We start from the raw sequence: 17602 nt of genomic DNA, 5'->3' as shown, positions 1-17602 counted from the left end.
ATGTTGAATGTGCTGACGCCTTCGCGAGCAGGCTCGCTCCCACAAGGATCGTATAGCCACACATAAATCAGGTTTTTCCTGACGCGACACTTGTTCCATACTCCACGCAAATTCCCTCGGATGCCTCGGCCGACATGCTTGAGAACGACCCCAAGACCCCTCGCATCAACGAAGAACAGCGCTTTCGCCTGTTGATCGACGCGGTGGTCGACTATGCCATCTACATGACCGATCCGTCGGGGATCATCACCAGTTGGAACTCCGGCGCCCGGCGCTTCAAGGGCTACGAAGAGTCGGAAATCCTGGGGCAGCATTTTTCGCGCTTCTACACCGAGCAGGACCGTGCCGACGGCCTTCCGCAGCGGGCACTGGACACGGCAGTGCGCGAAGGGCGCTTTGAAGGCGAAGGCTGGCGCGTGCGCAAGGACGGCACATTGTTCTGGTCCCACGTGGTGATCGATCCGATCATCGACAGCCAGAGCGGCACATTGCTCGGCTTCGCCAAGATCACCCGCGACCTGACCGATCGCAAGATGGCCGAGGAAACCCTAAAGCAAAGCGAACAACAGTTTCGTCTGCTGGTGCAGAGCGTCACCGACTATGCCATCTACATGCTTGACCCTGACGGCCGCGTGACCAACTGGAACCAAGGCGCGCAGCGCATCAAGGGATATCTGCCGGCCCAGGCCATCGGCCAGCATTTCTCGATGTTCTATACCCCCGAGGACCGCGACGCGGGTGAGCCGCAGCGCGCCCTGAGTGTCGCCGCCACCGTGGGGCGTTTCGAAAAGAGGGGGTGGCGGGTGCGTAAGGATGGCACGCGGTTCATGGCCCATGTGGTCATCGATGCGATCCGCAGCGACACCGGCACCTTGCTCGGATTTGCCAAGATCACCCGCGATATCACCGACGCCACGAAGGCCCAAGAGGCACTGGAGCAAGCCCGCGAGGCCCTGTTCCAATCGCAGAAACTACAGGCCATCGGACAACTCACCGGGGGCATTGCCCATGACTTCAATAACCTGTTGACGGTGATCCTCGGCAACCTGGAAATCGTCCGCAAGCGCATGCCCAACGAGCCGAAGCTCGCCCAGTTGCTGGACAACGCCACCCAGGGCGCGCTGCGGGGTGTTTCGCTGACCCAGCGCATGCTGGCCTTTGCCCGCCGGCAGAAACTGACCTCCGAGCCGGTGGAATTGGTCGCGCTGGTGCAGGGCATCAGTGGCTTGCTGCAAAGCTCACTCGGGCCGTCGATCCATATCCAGGCCCAATTTGCCGAGGCCTTGTCGCCGGTGCTGGCCGACGTCAACCAGTTGGAACTGGCGATCCTCAACCTGGCGACAAACGCCCGGGACGCCATGCCGCAAGGCGGTCGAATACTGATCCAGGCGCAGGAACGGTTGGGAGAGGAGGTCGGAGCACCGGACAGGCCGCTGGCGCCTGGACGCTATGTCTGCCTGGCGATCACCGACGAAGGCGAGGGGATGGATGAGGCGACACTGGCCTTGGCCGTCGATCCGTTTTTTACCACCAAGGGCGTCGGCAAGGGCACCGGCCTGGGGCTGTCCATGGTCCACGGCCTGGCCGAGCAGTTGGGCGGTCGGCTGCTGCTCAAGAGCGAAAAAGGCGTCGGTACCACCGCTGAGCTGTGGCTGCCGGTCGCTGGCGACGCGGTAGCGGACAAGCCTCCGACCATCGAAACCGCGGCCCCGCCGGTCAATGGGCTGAGGGTGTTGATCGTGGATGATGACAGCCTGGTCCTGACCAGTACCCGGTTGCTCATTGAAGACCTCGGCCACCAAGTTCTCTGCGCGTCGTCGGGCGCCCAGGCGTTGGAGCTGTACGAGCGCAACCAGCATTTCGACCTGGTGATTACGGACATGGCCATGCCCCAGATGGACGGGGCGCAGTTGGCCAGATTACTGCGCGACCGTCAGCCGACCCTGCCGATCATCCTCGCTACTGGCTACGCCGAACGGCTGGAGGGCTTCGCCACGCAACTGCCACGGTTGATCAAGCCGTTCAAGCAAATTGATCTGGTGCAGGTCATTGGGCAGACGATGAAATAAATTGCCATCAGCGGCTACTGGGTATTTTTCCTGAACCCGCGCAAATTCATCGCGCACAGGCAGAACTGCAGGACGATCAATGCGTAGGCGTTTGTGTGCAGGCCCCAGATGACCCAGAGGATGTTGCTGACGATAAAACAACTGAACCCCGCCACTCGTCGACGGGGCTGGCGCGAGCCGATCAGCCAGGCGGCCAGCACCGTGACGGCCATCGCTGGCCATTGAACCCATCCCAGATAATCCACGCTTTTTTCCTCTTGCCTTTGATGCTCTACAGACCCTGGCGATGGCGTGAAATGCGTTTTTTTAGCGCTTTCAGAACGGACCCAGTTTGAGCGGGTATTGAATGACGATGTACACCCTGTCGATGTCATCGCCGGCCTGAGCGCTGTTGGCGCGGTGGGTGACGTGGGAGAGCTGCAGCGACAGGTCCTTGGCCGGGCCTGACGGCACGATGTAGCGCAGATCGAGGTCGCGTTCCCAATGGCGACCGCCGTCACCCTGTTGCGGGCTGAAGGTTGCGGAATAGGCGCCGCCTTGGGGGGCATGGCTGCCATCGATACCGCTTCCCCTCACGTAGCGGGCCATGAAATTCAGGCCGGGGATGCCTAGGGCGCCCAGATCGAAGTCGTAGCGCGCTTGCCAGGAGCGTTCGCCCGGGCCGTTGAAATCGGCATACTTGATCGAGTTGGCGAGGTAGATGGAGTCGCCGCCGACGAAATCGAAAGGCGTGTCGCCGTGGACTTTCTGATAGGCCAGGGTGAACGCCTGGGCGTCGAGCCGGTATTTGCCGGAGAGGCTGAAAGCGGTGTTGTCGATGCTGCCTGCACTGGCCTGACCATGGTCGCGGGTGTAATACAGGTTGCCGTCCAGGAACAGGTCGCCAACCGTCGAATGCAGGTTGCCGTAGTACTGGCGCCAGGTGTCGCTCAGTTCCGAGGCATAGAGCGCGCCGCCCACCGTGCTGCCGCTGAACAGATCGGCGCCGATGAAATCGATGCTGGCGTGGCGGGTGGTCGCCCCGTAGCCGGAAAAATCGCCCCTGGCGGTGGACGCGTCCTGATTCTTGAACGCATTGAAATGGCCGGCCTGCAAATCGACCTCATCGAATTCCCGACTGGTGAGCAGCGCGCCGCTGGCGTATTCCGGTTGCAGGCGTTTGTCCGCTGTATCGAATACCGGTGTCGCCACGGTCATTTCACCGAGTGCCAGGGTGGTGCGCGATACGTTGAGTTTCAGCGCGCCGCCCGCACTGGAATATTCATCCTCGCTGCGACCGTCGTCGTCCAGCGGCAACAACCCGGTGCCGGCATGGCCCTTGCCACCGTCCAGCTTCAAACCCAGGAAACCATGGACGTCGACGCCTACGCCGACGGTGCCCGGCGTGAAGCCCGACTCGAATGTGGCGATGAATCCCTGGGCCCATTCCTGCTTGTAGTTCTTGCCCGACGGGCTCGGGGAGCGGTAGTCGTTATTGAGGTAGAAGTTACGGCTGAGGATCTCTAGCGATGCCCCGTCCAGGAATCCCGGCGCGGTTTGTGCGGCCATCGCCGGGGCATGCCCGGCGAGCAAGGCGAGGAGCAGGAGCGGCTTCGAAGCGGTTGTCGTTTGCCTGGCTGCGCAGGTGTTTTTTGAGGCGGGCGGCATGCGTGCTTTCCGTGTGAAAGAATTGAAGAGTCGGACTAGGCGGGCTGCGCGCGTAGCACCCGCGACCGCCAGGCAAACGGACTGATGCCTTCGCTGTCGGTGAAGATGTGGCAGAAATGCGCCTGGTCGCAAAAGCCGCATTCCTGACTGATTTGCGTCAGGGTCAGGTCGCTGGTCTGCATCAGGTGCTTGGCCCGGATGATGCGCTGGGCACGGATCCAGGCTTGTGGGGACTGCCCGGTGCTGCACTTGAACGCCCTGGAAAAATGGCTGCGGGACAGGGCGCAGGCCTCGGCCAGCCGGGCAATTTCCAAGGTGTCGCTCAGGCCGTCCAGGATCATCGCCTTGACCCGTTTTTCTCGCCAGGGCGAGAGGCCACCCGTGGTGGTCCGGCGTGCGGGACTGATGGGGGCGCTGTCGGCGACGAGCGATGCATGGGCCATGAGATGAATTCCGTGTCCACGGGAGACGTGCAGGCGTACCGCACGATCGGGTATGCGCCTCCCGCTTCAAAAAAGTCTGAACGAAGAGGCATTCTTGGTGAGGTCACGTGGACGTGCGAGTTAAACGTTGTTAATTGCGTTTCACCTCAGCGTCGCCGGGCCGCAAGTCAGCACATGGCTGCAATTTCCCAGGGGCAGGCGCGTGCATGATCGGCACCGTCTGGCTGCTGGAAGGGTGGCCGTTTGCTGACTTGGTCAAGGTGAATGATGAAACGATCTCTGGTACGCACATTACGCGGGGCAGGCCTGGCATTGGCACTGGCGTCCGACGTCGCCATGGCCCAGGCGCCGCTCCAAGGCACCCAGGTGCCCGGCTACTACCGGTTGGCGGTGGGCGATTACGAAGTGACGGCGCTGTTCGACGGCTATAACGATCTGTCGCCCAAGCTGCTCCAGGGGATGACCCAGGATCAGGTCCGCGCGTTGCTGGCCCGCCGCTCGATTGAAACACCCGGCGTACAGACCGCGTTCAACGCGTTCCTGGTCAATACCGGCAAGCAATTGATCCTGGTGGACACCGGCGCCGGCCAATGCATCGGCGCCACCGCCGGGATGCTCTCGGCCAACATGCGTGCCGCTGGCTATCGCCCGGAGCAGGTCGACGCCATCCTGCTGACCCATTTGCACCTGGACCACGTCTGTGGCCTGGTGGATGACAAGCAACAACCGATATTCGCCAACGCCACGGTCTACACGGCTAAGGCCGAAGCCGACTACTGGCTCGATCCACAAGCGCTGGCCAAGGCGCCCGCCGGTGCCCGCGAGTTCTTCAAGATCGCCCAGGATTCCACCGCGCCCTACGTCGCGGCCGGTCGCTTCAAGACGTTCGCCAATGGTCAGGCACCGGTGCCTGGCGTCGATGTCCAGCTCGAGGCCGGGCATACCCCGGGCAGTACCACTTATCGCTTCACGTCCAATGGCCAGAGCATCCTGTTCATGGGGGACCTGGTGCATAACCTGGCGGTGCAGTTCGAACACCCCGAGGTATCGATTCGTTTCGACGTCGACAATCAGCAGGCGATCAAGAGCCGCGCCAAAGTGTTCAAGGACGCGGCGACCAGCAAGACCTGGGTCGCAGCGGCGCACCTGCCGTTTCCGGGCGTGGGCCACATCACCGCGGTGGACAAGCATTTCCAATGGGTGCCCGTCGAATATGGGCCTTACCAGCGGGCATCGAAGGTGCCGATGATCGAATAAGCATTTGATTTGCGACAGCGGTCACACGATCAACGGGCCTGACAGCACTCCAGAAAGCGGGGCCCGTGCCGACTCAAAGGGTATTGCCTATAGTTTCTGCTTCACAGGGACGCCCGCTGCCGCGACGGAACATGATCATGACCCCACCTTCATCCTCTCCAACCTTCCGGTCCCTTGGTTGCGCTGAATGCCGCGACCATGAGGCGCTGGGGTTCGATTTCACCATGGCATTCCAGCCCATCTTCAATGTCCGCACGCGGTCCGCGTTTGCCTATGAGGCGCTGGTCCGGGGCGTGAACGGCGAATCGGCAGCCCATATCCTCGGGCTTGTGAACGACAGCAACCGTTACCGATTCGACCAGGCGTGCCGTGTGAAAGCGATCGAAGAGGCCGCGCGGCTGGGGATCCTGGACATTCCCGATTGCCTGCTCAGCATCAATTTCCTGCCCAACGCCGTGTATCGGGCCGAGACCTGCATACGGGCGACGTTGGAGGCAGCGCGTCAAAGCAATTTCCCGTCGAACCGGCTCATGTTCGAAGTCACGGAAGGCGAACGGGTCGATGATCCCGACCATCTCAAATCGATTTTCCAGGAGTACGAACGCCAGGGTTTTACCACCGCCATCGACGATTTCGGTTCCGGCTACTCCGGGCTGAACCTGCTGGCACTGTTCCAACCCCAAGTGCTGAAGATCGACATGGCGTTGACCCGAGGCATCGATCAGGACCCGGTCAAACAGGCCATCGTCGATGGGATCCTCCTGGTCGCCAATCGGTTGGGGATTACCGTCATCGCCGAGGGCGTCGAGACGCCGGAAGAAAGCGCCGCGCTGCTGGCGCTGGGCATCGAGCTGATGCAGGGGTTTCTGTATGCGCGGCCAGAGATCGGTCGGCTGGCGGTGGGGCGGTTCGAATAAGCGTGCGTTCGTCCCCGTAGGAGCTGCCGAGCGAAGCGAGGCTGCGATCTTTGGATCAAAAGATCGTCCGAACGCGGCCCGAGGCTTCGCCAGCTCCTACAGGGTATGTTTCAAGGTCGGGTTTAGGCTGACGGTGCTGGCGACAACGGCGGCGTCCGCGGCGGAGTCATCCGTTTCGATCCCAGCGACTCGAAGGCCGAAGCCAGTTGCAACAGTTTCGAGTCGTCATAGGCCCGGCCGGCGAACGTCAAGCCGACGGGCATGCCGATGTCCGCCATGACGCCCATCGGCACGGTGACGGTGGGCACGCCCAGGTGGCGGATGGCGAGGTTGCCATTGGCGACCCAGACCCCGTTGCTCCAGGCGATGTCGGCGGACGCTGGGTTGACGTCCGCATCCGCTGGCCCGACATCCGCCACGGTGGGGAAGATCACCGCATCCAGGCCCAGCCGTGCCATCCAATCCTCCAGATCGATCCGGCGGGTCTCTTCGAGGCCGCGCAAGCCCTCGGGCAGGGTGGGGATCTGGTCCCACGGCGTGATGCCGCGCTGGGCCATCTTCACGTACTCGTCCATGCCGGCGGCCAGGTCGTCCTCGCGGTTGGGCAGGGTGCCGGGGTCGTGGGGGAAAATCAGCGGTCCGTCGACGTCCGCCAGGCGATTGAGTTTCGGATCGCCGTTGGCCCGCAGGAAGTCATCGAACGCCCAGGCCGACAGGTCCCACAACTCATGGTGCAGGAATTCCTTGGACACCAGGCCACGGGTGAACACGGTCGGCGCGCCGGGACGGTCGCCCTCGCAGTTGGACACCAGCGGGAAATCCACCTCGATCACTTCGGCGCCTCGGGCCTCCAGGGCCTTGCGTGCGGCTTCCCACAGGGCAATCACCGAGGGGCGCGTGATGATGCGCTGCCCCGTCGGGCCACCGATGCCAGGTTTCTCAGCGGTGCCCGCCTCAGGATCGGCGTTGATGTACATGCGCGGAACGCCCAGGCGCACGCCCGCCAGCGTTTCCGGTTTGGCGGCAAGGCTTGGATAGGAGGCGGGACGAACCGAATCGACGGGAGGAATCGGCACCCAGGGTTGCAGGCGCCACAGGTCGCCTCGGGTCTCAGGGTCGTTTGCCACCACCACGTCCAGCACTTCGAGCAGGTCGGCCATGGTCCTGGCGTAGGGCACGACCACGTCCATGGTCGGTGTCAGCGGCCAGTTGCCACGCACCGAGATCACCCCGCGCGACGGCGTGTAGGCACACAAGCCATTGTTCGAGGCCGGGCCGCGTCCGCTGGACCAGGTTTCTTCAGCCAGGCCGAAGGCGGCGAAGCTGGCGGCGGTCGCGGTGCCCGCACCGTTCGAAGAGCCCGAGGCGAAAGGCGCCGTGAGGTAGGCGGCGTTGTACGGGCTTTCGGCGCGGCCATACACGCCGCGCTGCATGCCGCCGTTCGCCATGGGTGGCATGTTGGTCTTGCCCAGGCAGATGGCGCCGGCGGCGCGCAGCCGCTCGATAGTGAAGGCGTCGCGATAGGCGATCAGGTCCTTGAAGGCCGGGCTGCCGGAGGCGGCGGTCAGGCCCTTCACCAGGTAACTGTCCTTGGCCGTGTAGGGAATGCCGTCGAGTGGACCCAAGGTCTGGCCCGCGGCGCGACGGGCATCGGACGCCCTGGCTTCTTCCAGTGCAGCGGGGTTGCGGACCACCACGGCATTGAGCGCGGTGGGCGTTTCGGGGCCGTCGTAGGCATCGATCCTGGCCAGGTAGGCCTGGACCAACTCGACCGCCGTGGTCTGGCCGGATTCGAGCGCAGCCCGGAGTTGGGCGATGGAGACTTCGGTGATTTCAATCATGCTGTGACCGCTGCGGCTGGTGAATGACGTGAGGCGAGGCTCGGTTCGAACGGAGTTCTGTTGGCGTCACGTCTTTCGAAATGGGTTCTGACATCGGGTGGAGACTGTACTACGAGCGTGACTTGAGGGCACAGCCATTCACAAGATTAACGGTTATCCGTGGCGAGGGGATTTATCCCCGTTGGGCTGCACAGCAGCCCTTCAAGCAGTTTTTCTGAGGCATCAGGCTGTCACCATCAGGGCCGCTTCGCAGCCCAGCGGGGATAAATCCCCTCGCCACGAGGTTATGCGCCGGTAAAGATGCTCGACAAAAAGCGGGTCTTTCGCTCGTATGCGGAAAACCCTATATTCGCGCCACCCTCTATGAGCCCCTACCATGACTATCAAAATCGGCATCAACGGTTTCGGCCGCATCGGGCGCCTTGCCCTGCGTGCGGCCTGGGGCTGGCCTGAGTTCGAATTCGTGCAGATCAATGATCCGGCGGGCGACGCGGCGACCCACGCCCATCTGCTCAACTTCGATTCGGTGCACGGTCGCTGGCACCGTCAGGCCGACGCCGAGGGCGACAAGCTGGTCATCGACGGCCAGCGGATCAACGTCACCGCCAACAAGGCGATCACCGACACCGACTGGTCGGGTTGCGACGTGGTGATCGAGGCCAGCGGCAAGATGAAAACCGTCGCGGTGCTCCAGGCTTATCTGGACCAAGGCGTGAAGCGCGTGGTGGTCAGCGCCCCGGTGAAAGAGCCGGGCGCGTTGAACATCGTCATGGGCGTCAACCACCAACTGTTCAAGCCAGAACAGCATCGCATCGTCACTGCCGCTTCGTGCACCACCAATTGCCTGGCGCCCGTGGTGAAGGTGATCCACGAAAAACTCGGTATTCGTCACGGCTCGATCACCACCATTCATGACCTGACCAATACCCAGAGCATTCTTGACCAGCCGCACAAGGACCTGCGCCGCGCCCGGGCCTCGGGCATGAGCCTGATTCCCACCAGCACCGGCTCGGCCACCGCCATCGCCGAGATCTTCCCGGAGCTGCGCGGACGCCTCAACGGCCATGCCGTGCGCGTGCCGTTGGCCAATGCGTCGCTGACCGATTGCGTCTTCGAGGTCGAGCGCGCCACCACGGTCGAGGAAGTGAACCGCTTGCTCAAGGATGCCGCCGGCACCGAGCTCAAGGGCATTCTCGGTTTCGAAGAGCGACCACTGGTGTCCATCGACTACCGCACCGATCCGCGTTCCTCGATCATCGATGCGCTGTCGACCCTGGTCATCAACGGCACCCAGGTCAAACTCTATGCCTGGTACGACAACGAATGGGGCTACGCCAACCGTACCGTCGAACTGGCCCGGATGGTCGGCCTGGCGGGCTGAGGAGGGGCGATGAAAGTCTTGTCGGCCCTTGCGCCAGAAGTGCGGCAGTACTTGCTCGTCACGGGCAATTACTGGGCGTTCACCTTGACCGACGGCGCCCTGCGCATGCTGGTCGTGCTGCACTTCCACGCGTTGGGCTACAGCCCTTTGCAGATTGCCGCGCTGTTCCTGTTCTACGAGTTCTTTGGCGTGATCACCAACCTGCTGGGCGGCTACCTGGGCGCACGACTGGGCCTGAACCGGACGATGAACATCGGTTTGGGCCTGCAGGTTGCAGCGCTGCTGATGCTGACGGTGCCTTCCGCGCTCCTGACCATCGCCTGGGTGATGAGCGCCCAGGCATTGTCCGGCATCGCCAAGGACCTGAACAAGATGAGCGCCAAGAGCTCGATCAAGCTGTTGGTGCCGGATGGGCAGCAGGGCACGCTTTATCGATGGATCGCGATCCTCACCGGCTCGAAGAACGCGCTCAAGGGCGTTGGTTTCTTCCTCGGCGGAGCGCTGCTCGCCGTGCTCGGTTTCCAAGGGGCGTTGCTGGCGATGGCGGCGGTGCTGGCGCTGATCTGGGCCGGTAGCCTGATCCTGCTGAAAAAAGACCTGGGCAGGGCGAAAGCCAAGCCGAAGTTTCGCGACATCCTTTCCAAAAGTCGGGCGATCAACGTGCTGTCAGCGGCGCGGATGTTCCTGTTCGGCGCCCGGGACGTGTGGTTCGTGGTGGCCTTGCCGGTTTACCTGAGCAGTGTCTTTGGCTGGGATTTCTGGACAGTCGGCGGTTTTCTCGCCACCTGGGTCATCGGCTACGGCATCGTGCAGTCCCTGGCGCCGAACCTCACTGGAAAGAAGCGCGGGCAAGTGCCGGATGGACGCGCCGCTTGCCTCTGGGCGCTTGCGCTGGCGGGTCTCCCGGCAATCATTGCGCTGGGGCTGTCTCATCAAGCGGTGCTGTTGGGCGGGCTCATGGTCTTTGGTGCGCTGTTCGCGGTGAATTCGTCGCTGCACAGCTATTTGATCGTGGCGTATGCCAAGGAAGACGGTGTGTCGCTGGACGTGGGTTTCTACTACATGTCCAACGCCCTCGGTCGGTTGGCCGGGACGGTGCTGTCCGGCTGGGTGTACCAGGCGCACGGATTGGGGGCGTGCCTGTGGCTGTCGAGTGCATTCGTGGTGGTGGCCGCCCTGGTTTCCCTCGCATTGCCTCGGCATGGGCAGCCCACGACGGTCAATCCTTGATGCCCTTCAGACTCCGTTAAGAAACGGGCTCGATACTCCTCCCCATCAGCCTTGGGGAGAACGTCGGCTCATGCCCGATTTCGATTGGAACATCCACTTGCCACTGGCCTTCGGCGACGCCGGCCAAGGGCTCCGCCATTTGCACAGGGGCCTGCCGGCACACCCTCGGCGCGGCGAATTCGAAACTTTTATCCAGCAGCGTTTCCGCCAGGTCCATGGCGCCGACATTCGGCACTTCATGCCGGAGCTGTTCGGGCTCGATGACCCCAGTGGAGCGCTCTGTGCGGTGGCGGGCGTACGCCGCGCCGCGCAAGGGGCGCTGTTCCTGGAGCGCTATCTGGACGAGCCCATCGAACCCTTGATCAGCGCTGCGGCCGACCGCCCGGTGGACCGTGCCGGCATCGTCGAGGTGGGCAACCTGGCCGCCAGCGACACCGGCAGCGCTCGGTTGAGCATCATCGCGATCACTTATCTGCTGGCCATGGGCGGCCTGGAGTGGGTCGCGTTCACCGGCAACATCGGCCTGGTCAACAGCTTCCATCGCCTCGGCCTCAAGCCCGTGACCTTATGTTCGGCCGATCCGCAGCGCCTCGGCGAGGAGCGTCACCTCTGGGGCCGCTACTACGACAGCCAACCGTGGGTCCATGTTGGCAATATTCGCGCCGGCTTCATCCATCTGCGCAACACCGGCCTGTTCAATCGCCTGGGACTGCCAACCCATCTTGGGGAAACCTGCCATGTCGCCTGAAATGGAGCGCTTCAAGAACACGTTGCGCGGCCATGCGCAGCGGCGGGGGCATGCGATCGCGTTGTGGGGCGATGGTTCGCAGCTCGACTACGCGACGCTTTACGCTGAAGTGGTCTACCGCCAGCAACGTCTGCGCGAGGAAAACGCCCAGGTCGTCGCCCTGGCCCTGGACAATGGCATCGAAGCGATCCTCTGGGACCTTGCGGCGCTGTTCGAAGGGCTGACCTGCGTGATCCTGCCCGGGTTTTTCAGCCAGGCGCAGCGGCGTCACTGCCTGGAGCAGAGCCAGGCTGAACGGGTGCTCGCCGAGCCCGGGTTCGATGTCGAGTTGCGAGCTGCCGGCTACCGGCACAGCGGCGAATTCTGGCGTCGGACGTTCGACGGCCCAGGTCGCATGCCGGCGGGCACCGCCAAGTTGACGTTCACCTCCGGCACCACCGGTACGCCGAAAGGAGTGTGCCTGAGCGCCGAAAATTTGTTGCGCGTGGCCCGGGAACTGGAGCAGGCCAGCCAACCGGTCGAGGCCAGGCATCACTTGGCGTTGCTGCCCCTGGCCATCCTGCTGGAAAACCTCGGCTGTTACGCGGCGTTGTATGCCGGTGCAATGGTGAGCCTGCCGAGCCAGAAGACACTCGGCATCCAGGGTGCCAGCGGGGTCGAGCCGGCGCGGCTGTTGAGTTGTCTGGCGGAACGGCGTGCGCAGAGCCTGATCCTGGTCCCGCAATTGTTATTGCTGCTGGTCACGGCTGCCGAGCAGAAGATGTTCAACCCTCATGTGCTGCGGTTTGCCGCCGTGGGCGGTGCGCGGGTGTCCCACGATCTGCTGCAAAGGGCCCAGCGTCTCGGCTTGCCGGTCTATGAAGGTTATGGATTGTCGGAATGCGCCTCGGTGGTGTGCCTGAATCGACCACAGGCCCATCGCGCCGGCAGCGTCGGCCAGCCGTTGCCCCATGTGCAGGTGCGCCTGGCCGAGGACGGCGAAGTCCTGATCAAGGGTTCGACCCTGCTCGGTTACTTGGGTGAGCCGCCGCGCACCAGCCAGTGGTGGCCCAGCGGCGACCTGGGCGAATTCGACGAGGACGGGTTTCTTTACCTGCGCGGCCGCAAGAAGCATCAGTTCGTCACCAGTTTCGGGCGCAACGTCAATCCCGAATGGGTTGAAGCCGAACTCACCCAGGGCGGCGACATCGCCCAGGCCTTCGTTTATGGCGAAGCCATGCCCCACAACCATGCGCTGCTCTGGCCCAACCGTGCCGACTGCTCCGACCAGGCGCTTGCGCTGGCTGTGGCCAAGGCCAATGACACGCTGCCCGATTACGCCCGGGTCCATCGCTGGACGCGCCTGGACCAACCTTTCAGCGCCGCCAATGGCCTGCTCACCGCCAACGGCCGTCCGCGCCGCGAGGCCATTGTCGAGCAGTACCGAGCGCTGCTCACCGACCCCGTTCAGTCCGAGGAATCCTGATCATGAGTTTTTTCGACACCCTGCAAGAAGCCACCCGCCAGGAACGCCAGACACTGTTCAATCTGCCGATCATCCGTGACGCCCTGGCGGGCCAGGTCAGCCTGGGGAGCTACCGCAGCTTCCTGATCCAGGCTTATTACCATGTCCGTCACACCGTGCCATTGATGATGGCGTGCGGAGCGCGCCTGCCCACGCACCTGGAATGGCTGCGCAAGGCTGTCTGCGAGTACATCGAGGAAGAATACGGCCACGAGCAATGGGTGCTGGATGACATCGCCGCGTGCGGTGGCGACAAGGACGCGGTGCGCAACGGTCAGCCGTCGCTGCCCATCGAATTGATGATCAGCTACCTGTATGACCTGATCGCCCGAGGCAACCCGGTTGGCCTGTTCGGCATGGTCAACGTGCTCGAAGGCACCAGCATTGCCCTGGCGACCCATGCCGCCGACAGCATCCGCCAGCGCCTGGAACTGCCCGCGACGGCGTTCAGCTACCTCAGCTCCCACGGTTCGCTGGACATCGAGCACATGCAGACCTACCGCGCCTTGATGAACAGGCTGGACGATCCGGCGGACCAGGCGGCGGTGATCCACGCTTCCAAAGTGGTGTACCGCTTGTACACCGACATGTTCCGGGGCCTGCCTCACCATGGGGAGTCTGAACATGCGCCTGTGTGATGCCCGTGTGGTGCTGACCGGGGCCAGTGGCGGGATCGGCCTGGCGATCGCCACTGCCCTGTGCGCCAGTGGTGCGCGGGTGCTGGCCGTGGCCAGGCACAACGAAGCCTTGCTGCCGCTGATCGAGCGCTACCCCCGGCACTTGTGCTGGATCGGCGCCGACCTGACTTTCCTGGCCGATCGACGCAAGGTGCTGGCCGCCGCCGAAGCCATCGGCGGCATCAACCTGTTGATCAACGCCGCCGGCGTGAATCACTTCGCCATGCTCGAACAACTCGACGACAGTGAGATCACTGCCATGCTGGCGGTGAACATCAGCGCGCCGATCTGCCTGACCAAGCTGCTGCTCCCGCTGCTCAAGCAAGCGGACAGTGCCATGGTCGTCAATGTCGGCTCGACCTACGGCTCCATCGGTTATCCCGGCTACGCCAGTTATTGCGCCAGCAAGTTTGCCTTGCGCGGGTTTTCCGAAGCCTTGCGCCGGGAGTTGGCCGATACCCGTGTCGGCGTGCTCTACGTGGCGCCACGGGCCACCCGCACCTCGATGAACAGCCCGGCGGCCGACGCGCTCAATCGTGCGCTCAAGGCCAATGTCGACGACCCGCAAACCGTTGCGTCCGCGGTGATCCACGCGATTATCGGCGACCGTCGCGAGCTCTATCTGGGCTGGCCCGAACGCTTCTTCGTCGGCCTCAACAGCCTGCTGCCCAACCTGGTGGACCGTGGCCTGCGCAAGCAACTGCCGCTGGTTCGCCGCCTCAGTCACAAACCCGAGAACGAGCACCTCAAGCCATGAAAAAAATCCTCGCTTGCCTGTTGATCAGCGCCTTGAGCCAAAGTGTCTGGGCGCTGGAAGCGGCTGACCAGCAACGCCTCAGTGACATCCAGCAGCGCTGGGCGCACATCCAATACGAGTTGCCCGAAGGCCAGCGCGCCGAAGCGTTCGAACAACTCGCCACCCAGGCGTCGGCATTCACACAGCAACGCCAATCCGTGGCCGAGGCGTGGATCTGGTCTGGCATCGTCAACAGCAGTTGGGCCGGCGCCAAGGGTGGTATCGGTGCTCTTGGCAAGGTCAAGGACGCCAAGGGCGACCTGGAAAAAGCCTTGGCCCTCGATCCCAAGGCACTGCAAGGTTCCGCTTACACCAGCCTCGGCGCACTTTACGACCGAGTACCGGGCTGGCCCCTGGGCTTCGGTGATTCGGACAAGGCCGAGCAAATGCTCAAGCAGGCTTTGCAACTCAACCCCAACGGCATCGACAGCCTGTACTTCTGGGGCGATCACCTCTACCGTCAGAAGCGCTACAGCGAAGCCAAGGTGGCGCTTGAAAAAGCCTTGCAGGCCGCGCCGAGGCCAGGCCGGGAAACAGCCGATGCCGGGCGCCGCAAGGAAATCGACGCTTTACTGGTGGATGTGGACAAGCGGCTGAACTGACGGGGAGCGTGCGTTGCGTTTATTACTGATCGAAGACGACGTGGCGTTGGGCGAAGGCATCCGCCAGGCGCTGGTACGTGAGGGCTATACCGTCGATTGGGTGCAGGACGGCGGCAGCGCATTGCATTCACTGCTCAGCGAAGCCTTTGACCTGGCGGTACTTGATCTCGGCCTGCCGCGGATGGACGGGCTGCAAGTGCTGCGGCGCTTGCGCGACAGCGGCTCCAACCTGCCGGTGCTGATCCTCACGGCGCGCGACGCTACCGAAGACCGCATCGCCGGGCTGGATGCCGGCGCCGACGATTACCTGGTCAAGCCTTTCGACCTGGCGGAACTCAAGGCCCGGCTCAGGGCCTTGTTGCGCCGCAGTGCCGGACGCGCCCAGGCGTTGATCGAGCATGCCGGCATCAGCCTCAACCCGGTGACCCAGCAAGTCAGTTACCAAGGCAAGCCGGTGGCGCTGACGCCCAAGGAATATCAACTGCTCCATGAGCTGCTCTCGCCGCCGGGCCGGGTCATGACCCGTGACCATCTGATGCAACTGCTCTACGGCTGGAGCGAGGAAGCCGAAAGCAACACCCTGGAAGTGCACATCCATCACCTGCGCAAGAAATTCTCCACCGACTTGATCCGCACCCTCCGGGGTGTCGGTTATCTGGTGGAGGAGCGCCGATGAGCTCGATCCGGCGGCGTACCCTCACGCTGATTCTCGGCCTGTTGTTCCTTGGGCTATTGATCATCACTGTCTTCAACCTGCATGACAGCAATCATGAAATCGCCGAGGTCTACGATGCCCAGTTGGCGCAGAACGCCCGGCTGCTGCAAGGCGTCATGCGCATGCCGATGGCGAGCCAGGAACACGCGCAGTTGTACCAGGCGTTCAATTCAGCCCTGGGACAGGCGGCGCCCAGGGTCGATGGGCATCCCTACGAAAGCAAGATCGCTTTCCAGGTCTGGAATGCCCAGGGTTCGGTGCTGGTCCATACCTCCAGCGCACCGTCGTTCACCTCACCTCCGGGTGCCCCCGGTTTCAGCGAGGTCGTGGACCAGAAGAACCGCCGGTGGCGGGCATTCGTCCTCGACGACACGCAATACGGCTTGAAGATCTGGGTCGGTGAACGCGACGACGTGCGTGCCGACCTGGTCGATCGGATCGTGCGTCACACGGTTGTGCCCAACCTGATCGGCAGCGTGATTCTGGCCGCGGTGATCTGGCTGGCGATCGGCTGGGGCCTCAAGCCGTTGGTGGACATGGCGGCCAAGCTGCGCGCCCGGCATCCGGGCTCCCTGGAACCTTTGCAGTTGATGCCACTGCCGACGGAGCTTGAACCCATGCAAGCAGCACTCAATCGGGTATTGGCGCAGATCCAAGAGGTCATGGGTCGTGAGCGGCGTTTCATCGCTGATGCTGCCCATGAGATGCGCACGCCCTTGGCCGTGCTTCGCGTGCATGCGCAGAACCTGATGGAGGCGGGGAGCGAGCAAAGCCGTCGCGAGTCCTTGGAACATCTGGTCGCCGGTGTCGATCGCACCACGCGCCTGGTCAACCAACTGCTCACCATGGCGCGGCTTGAACCGCAGGCGACTGCCGATGCGGCGGTTCCCATCGATCTGCCGGCCACGGTGCGTGAGAGCCTGGTGCAGATGACGCCGTGGTTATTGAGCAAGGGGCTCGAGCCGGTGCTGGACATCAGCGATAACGTCGGTCCTGTTCGTATCGATCCGGTGGCCATCGATATCGCCTTGAACAACCTGGTGACCAACGCCGCGAATTTTTCGCCCGCGAACGGCACGATTACCGTGCGATTGGTCAAGAAGGGCGACCACTACGAGCTGTCCGTTGAAGATCAAGGGCCGGGCATCGACGAGGCCGAACGTGAACGGCTCTTCGAGCGGTTTTACAGCCGTGGCAATGACCAGGGCGCGGGGTTGGGCCTGACCATCGTGCGCACGATCGCCGATCGCCTGGGCGGTCAGGTCCGTTTGGAAAATCGCCCTGAAGGCGGGTTGTCCGCGACGTTGGAGATAGGTCGCTGTTGAGCGCGAGGCAGCCTATCTGCGATTCAGGTCCGTTGGCCCTGGCGATTTTCCAGCGCGTTGAACACCAGCATCCCGGCCAGCATCGCCCCCATGAACACCAGGATTTGCCAATGCCCGGTCAGCAGAATGGCGACAGCAGGGCCAGGACAGATACCGGCGATGCCCCAGCCGATGCCGAACACCAGGCTCCCGCCAATCAGCCGCCGGTCCAATTCACGCTTGGCCGGTAGTTGCATCGGGTTGCCCAGCACGGAATGAGTGCGTTGGCGCGCCCATGCCAGCGGGGCAATGGCGGTGCCAATCGCGCCGATCATCACCAGCGCCAGGGATGGATCCCAGGTGCCGGCAAGGTCCAGGAAACCCAACACTTTTTTCGGGTTGGCCATGCCCGCCAGGAGCAGGCCGAGGCCGAAGAGCAGGCCGGCGATGAGTGCCGTCAGTTTGCGCATG

At 63.2% G+C, this 17602-nt stretch carries 17 protein-coding genes; 12 read left to right on the top strand and 5 right to left on the bottom strand.

The genetic code is table 11. The features are described from left to right. Positions 1 to 134 precede the first annotated feature (134 nt). Positions 135 to 2069 carry a hybrid sensor histidine kinase/response regulator gene (locus tag Q7C33_RS15515; protein ID WP_407683720.1) on the top strand — a complete coding sequence of 645 codons (1935 nt, stop codon included), beginning with the start codon at positions 135 to 137 and terminating at the stop codon, positions 2067 to 2069. A 14-nt stretch (positions 2070 to 2083) separates the two neighbouring features. On the opposite strand, the gene Q7C33_RS15510 is transcribed toward Q7C33_RS15515, so the two are convergent. From Q7C33_RS15510 to Q7C33_RS15500, 3 genes are all read right to left on the bottom strand, one after another. After that, positions 2084 to 2314: a hypothetical protein gene (locus tag Q7C33_RS15510; protein ID WP_030138726.1), complete on the bottom strand. Its 231-nt coding sequence runs from the start codon at positions 2312 to 2314 to the stop codon at positions 2084 to 2086. Between the two features lie 70 nt (positions 2315 to 2384). Further along, complete coding sequence (locus Q7C33_RS15505) at positions 2385 to 3716, bottom strand: OprD family porin (protein WP_407683719.1); 1332 nt, start codon at positions 3714 to 3716, stop codon at positions 2385 to 2387. Positions 3717 to 3751: 35 nt separating this feature from the next. Continuing rightward, the gene (locus Q7C33_RS15500) at positions 3752 to 4159 is read right to left on the bottom strand and encodes a helix-turn-helix domain-containing protein (RefSeq protein ID WP_407683718.1); all 408 of its coding nucleotides are present in this window, start codon (positions 4157 to 4159) and stop codon (positions 3752 to 3754) included. A gap of 267 nt (positions 4160 to 4426) precedes the next feature. Here Q7C33_RS15500 and Q7C33_RS15495 point away from each other — a divergent pair, with 267 nt between their 5' ends. Next, positions 4427 to 5416, top strand: a complete 990-nt coding sequence (locus tag Q7C33_RS15495; protein ID WP_407683717.1) for an MBL fold metallo-hydrolase — start codon at positions 4427 to 4429, stop codon at positions 5414 to 5416. Positions 5417 to 5553: 137 nt separating this feature from the next. Further along, on the top strand, positions 5554 to 6333 hold the full coding sequence (locus Q7C33_RS15490) for an EAL domain-containing protein (protein ID WP_217861936.1): 780 nt from the start codon (positions 5554 to 5556) through the stop codon (positions 6331 to 6333). A gap of 122 nt (positions 6334 to 6455) precedes the next feature. On the opposite strand, the gene Q7C33_RS15485 is transcribed toward Q7C33_RS15490, so the two are convergent. Beyond that, complete coding sequence (locus Q7C33_RS15485) at positions 6456 to 8174, bottom strand: amidase (protein ID WP_407683716.1); 1719 nt, start codon at positions 8172 to 8174, stop codon at positions 6456 to 6458. 376 nt (positions 8175 to 8550) lie between these two features. Between Q7C33_RS15485 and Q7C33_RS15480 the strand changes: the two genes are divergently transcribed. From Q7C33_RS15480 to Q7C33_RS15440, 9 genes are all read left to right on the top strand, one after another. Then, on the top strand, positions 8551 to 9555 hold the full coding sequence (locus tag Q7C33_RS15480; protein ID WP_323155033.1) for an ArsJ-associated glyceraldehyde-3-phosphate dehydrogenase: 1005 nt from the start codon (positions 8551 to 8553) through the stop codon (positions 9553 to 9555). Between the two features lie 9 nt (positions 9556 to 9564). After that, positions 9565 to 10785, top strand: coding sequence for an organoarsenical effux MFS transporter ArsJ (arsJ, locus tag Q7C33_RS15475; RefSeq protein WP_407683715.1), 1221 nt, complete (start codon positions 9565 to 9567; stop codon positions 10783 to 10785). 70 nt (positions 10786 to 10855) lie between these two features. After that, on the top strand, positions 10856 to 11533 hold the full coding sequence (locus Q7C33_RS15470) for a thermostable hemolysin (RefSeq protein WP_198797314.1): 678 nt from the start codon (positions 10856 to 10858) through the stop codon (positions 11531 to 11533). Further along, complete coding sequence (locus tag Q7C33_RS15465; protein WP_217861940.1) at positions 11523 to 12998, top strand: AMP-binding protein; 1476 nt, start codon at positions 11523 to 11525, stop codon at positions 12996 to 12998. The genes Q7C33_RS15470 and Q7C33_RS15465 overlap by 11 nt, the downstream gene beginning before the upstream one ends. A gap of 2 nt (positions 12999 to 13000) precedes the next feature. After that, on the top strand, positions 13001 to 13675 hold the full coding sequence (locus Q7C33_RS15460; protein ID WP_407683714.1) for a TenA family transcriptional regulator: 675 nt from the start codon (positions 13001 to 13003) through the stop codon (positions 13673 to 13675). Then, entirely contained in the window at positions 13662 to 14471 is an 810-nt protein-coding gene (locus Q7C33_RS15455; RefSeq protein WP_030138737.1) for an SDR family oxidoreductase, read from the top strand. Before Q7C33_RS15460 ends, Q7C33_RS15455 begins: the two co-directional genes overlap by 14 nt. After that, entirely contained in the window at positions 14468 to 15112 is a 645-nt protein-coding gene (locus Q7C33_RS15450; RefSeq protein WP_407683713.1) for a tetratricopeptide repeat protein, read from the top strand. Before Q7C33_RS15455 ends, Q7C33_RS15450 begins: the two co-directional genes overlap by 4 nt. A 13-nt stretch (positions 15113 to 15125) precedes the next feature. Then, positions 15126 to 15788, top strand: a complete 663-nt coding sequence (locus Q7C33_RS15445; RefSeq protein WP_030138739.1) for a response regulator — start codon at positions 15126 to 15128, stop codon at positions 15786 to 15788. Then, positions 15785 to 17152 carry a sensor histidine kinase gene (locus tag Q7C33_RS15440; protein WP_407683712.1) on the top strand — a complete coding sequence of 456 codons (1368 nt, stop codon included), beginning with the start codon at positions 15785 to 15787 and terminating at the stop codon, positions 17150 to 17152. Before Q7C33_RS15445 ends, Q7C33_RS15440 begins: the two co-directional genes overlap by 4 nt. A 23-nt stretch (positions 17153 to 17175) precedes the next feature. Here Q7C33_RS15440 and Q7C33_RS15435 read toward each other — a convergent pair whose 3' ends face one another. Next, positions 17176 to 17601 carry a DUF6691 family protein gene (locus tag Q7C33_RS15435; RefSeq protein ID WP_323155028.1) on the bottom strand — a complete coding sequence of 142 codons (426 nt, stop codon included), beginning with the start codon at positions 17599 to 17601 and terminating at the stop codon, positions 17176 to 17178. Between the last annotated feature and the right edge of the window lies 1 nt (position 17602).

This window comes from Pseudomonas sp. BP11-1-1, from assembly GCF_052112105.1.
Lineage (GTDB): Bacteria > Pseudomonadota > Gammaproteobacteria > Pseudomonadales > Pseudomonadaceae > Aquipseudomonas > Aquipseudomonas alvandae.
Note: the sequence above shows the minus strand (reverse complement) of the source record. Positions and strands in the feature narration are given on the sequence as shown.

Coding starts and splice junctions, on each gene's coding strand:
- Q7C33_RS15515 (WP_407683720.1), top strand. CDS start 135: ATGCTTGAGAACGACCCCAAGACCCCTCGCATCAACGAAGAACAGCGC.
- Q7C33_RS15505 (WP_407683719.1), bottom strand. CDS start 3,716: ATGCCGCCCGCCTCAAAAAACACCTGCGCAGCCAGGCAAACGACAACC.
- Q7C33_RS15500 (WP_407683718.1), bottom strand. CDS start 4,159: ATGGCCCATGCATCGCTCGTCGCCGACAGCGCCCCCATCAGTCCCGCA.
- Q7C33_RS15495 (WP_407683717.1), top strand. CDS start 4,427: ATGAAACGATCTCTGGTACGCACATTACGCGGGGCAGGCCTGGCATTG.
- Q7C33_RS15490 (WP_217861936.1), top strand. CDS start 5,554: ATGACCCCACCTTCATCCTCTCCAACCTTCCGGTCCCTTGGTTGCGCT.
- Q7C33_RS15485 (WP_407683716.1), bottom strand. CDS start 8,174: ATGATTGAAATCACCGAAGTCTCCATCGCCCAACTCCGGGCTGCGCTC.
- Q7C33_RS15480 (WP_323155033.1), top strand. CDS start 8,551: ATGACTATCAAAATCGGCATCAACGGTTTCGGCCGCATCGGGCGCCTT.
- arsJ (WP_407683715.1), top strand. CDS start 9,565: ATGAAAGTCTTGTCGGCCCTTGCGCCAGAAGTGCGGCAGTACTTGCTC.
- Q7C33_RS15470 (WP_198797314.1), top strand. CDS start 10,856: ATGCCCGATTTCGATTGGAACATCCACTTGCCACTGGCCTTCGGCGAC.
- Q7C33_RS15465 (WP_217861940.1), top strand. CDS start 11,523: ATGTCGCCTGAAATGGAGCGCTTCAAGAACACGTTGCGCGGCCATGCG.
- Q7C33_RS15460 (WP_407683714.1), top strand. CDS start 13,001: ATGAGTTTTTTCGACACCCTGCAAGAAGCCACCCGCCAGGAACGCCAG.
- Q7C33_RS15455 (WP_030138737.1), top strand. CDS start 13,662: ATGCGCCTGTGTGATGCCCGTGTGGTGCTGACCGGGGCCAGTGGCGGG.
- Q7C33_RS15450 (WP_407683713.1), top strand. CDS start 14,468: ATGAAAAAAATCCTCGCTTGCCTGTTGATCAGCGCCTTGAGCCAAAGT.
- Q7C33_RS15440 (WP_407683712.1), top strand. CDS start 15,785: ATGAGCTCGATCCGGCGGCGTACCCTCACGCTGATTCTCGGCCTGTTG.
- Q7C33_RS15435 (WP_323155028.1), bottom strand. CDS start 17,601: ATGCGCAAACTGACGGCACTCATCGCCGGCCTGCTCTTCGGCCTCGGC.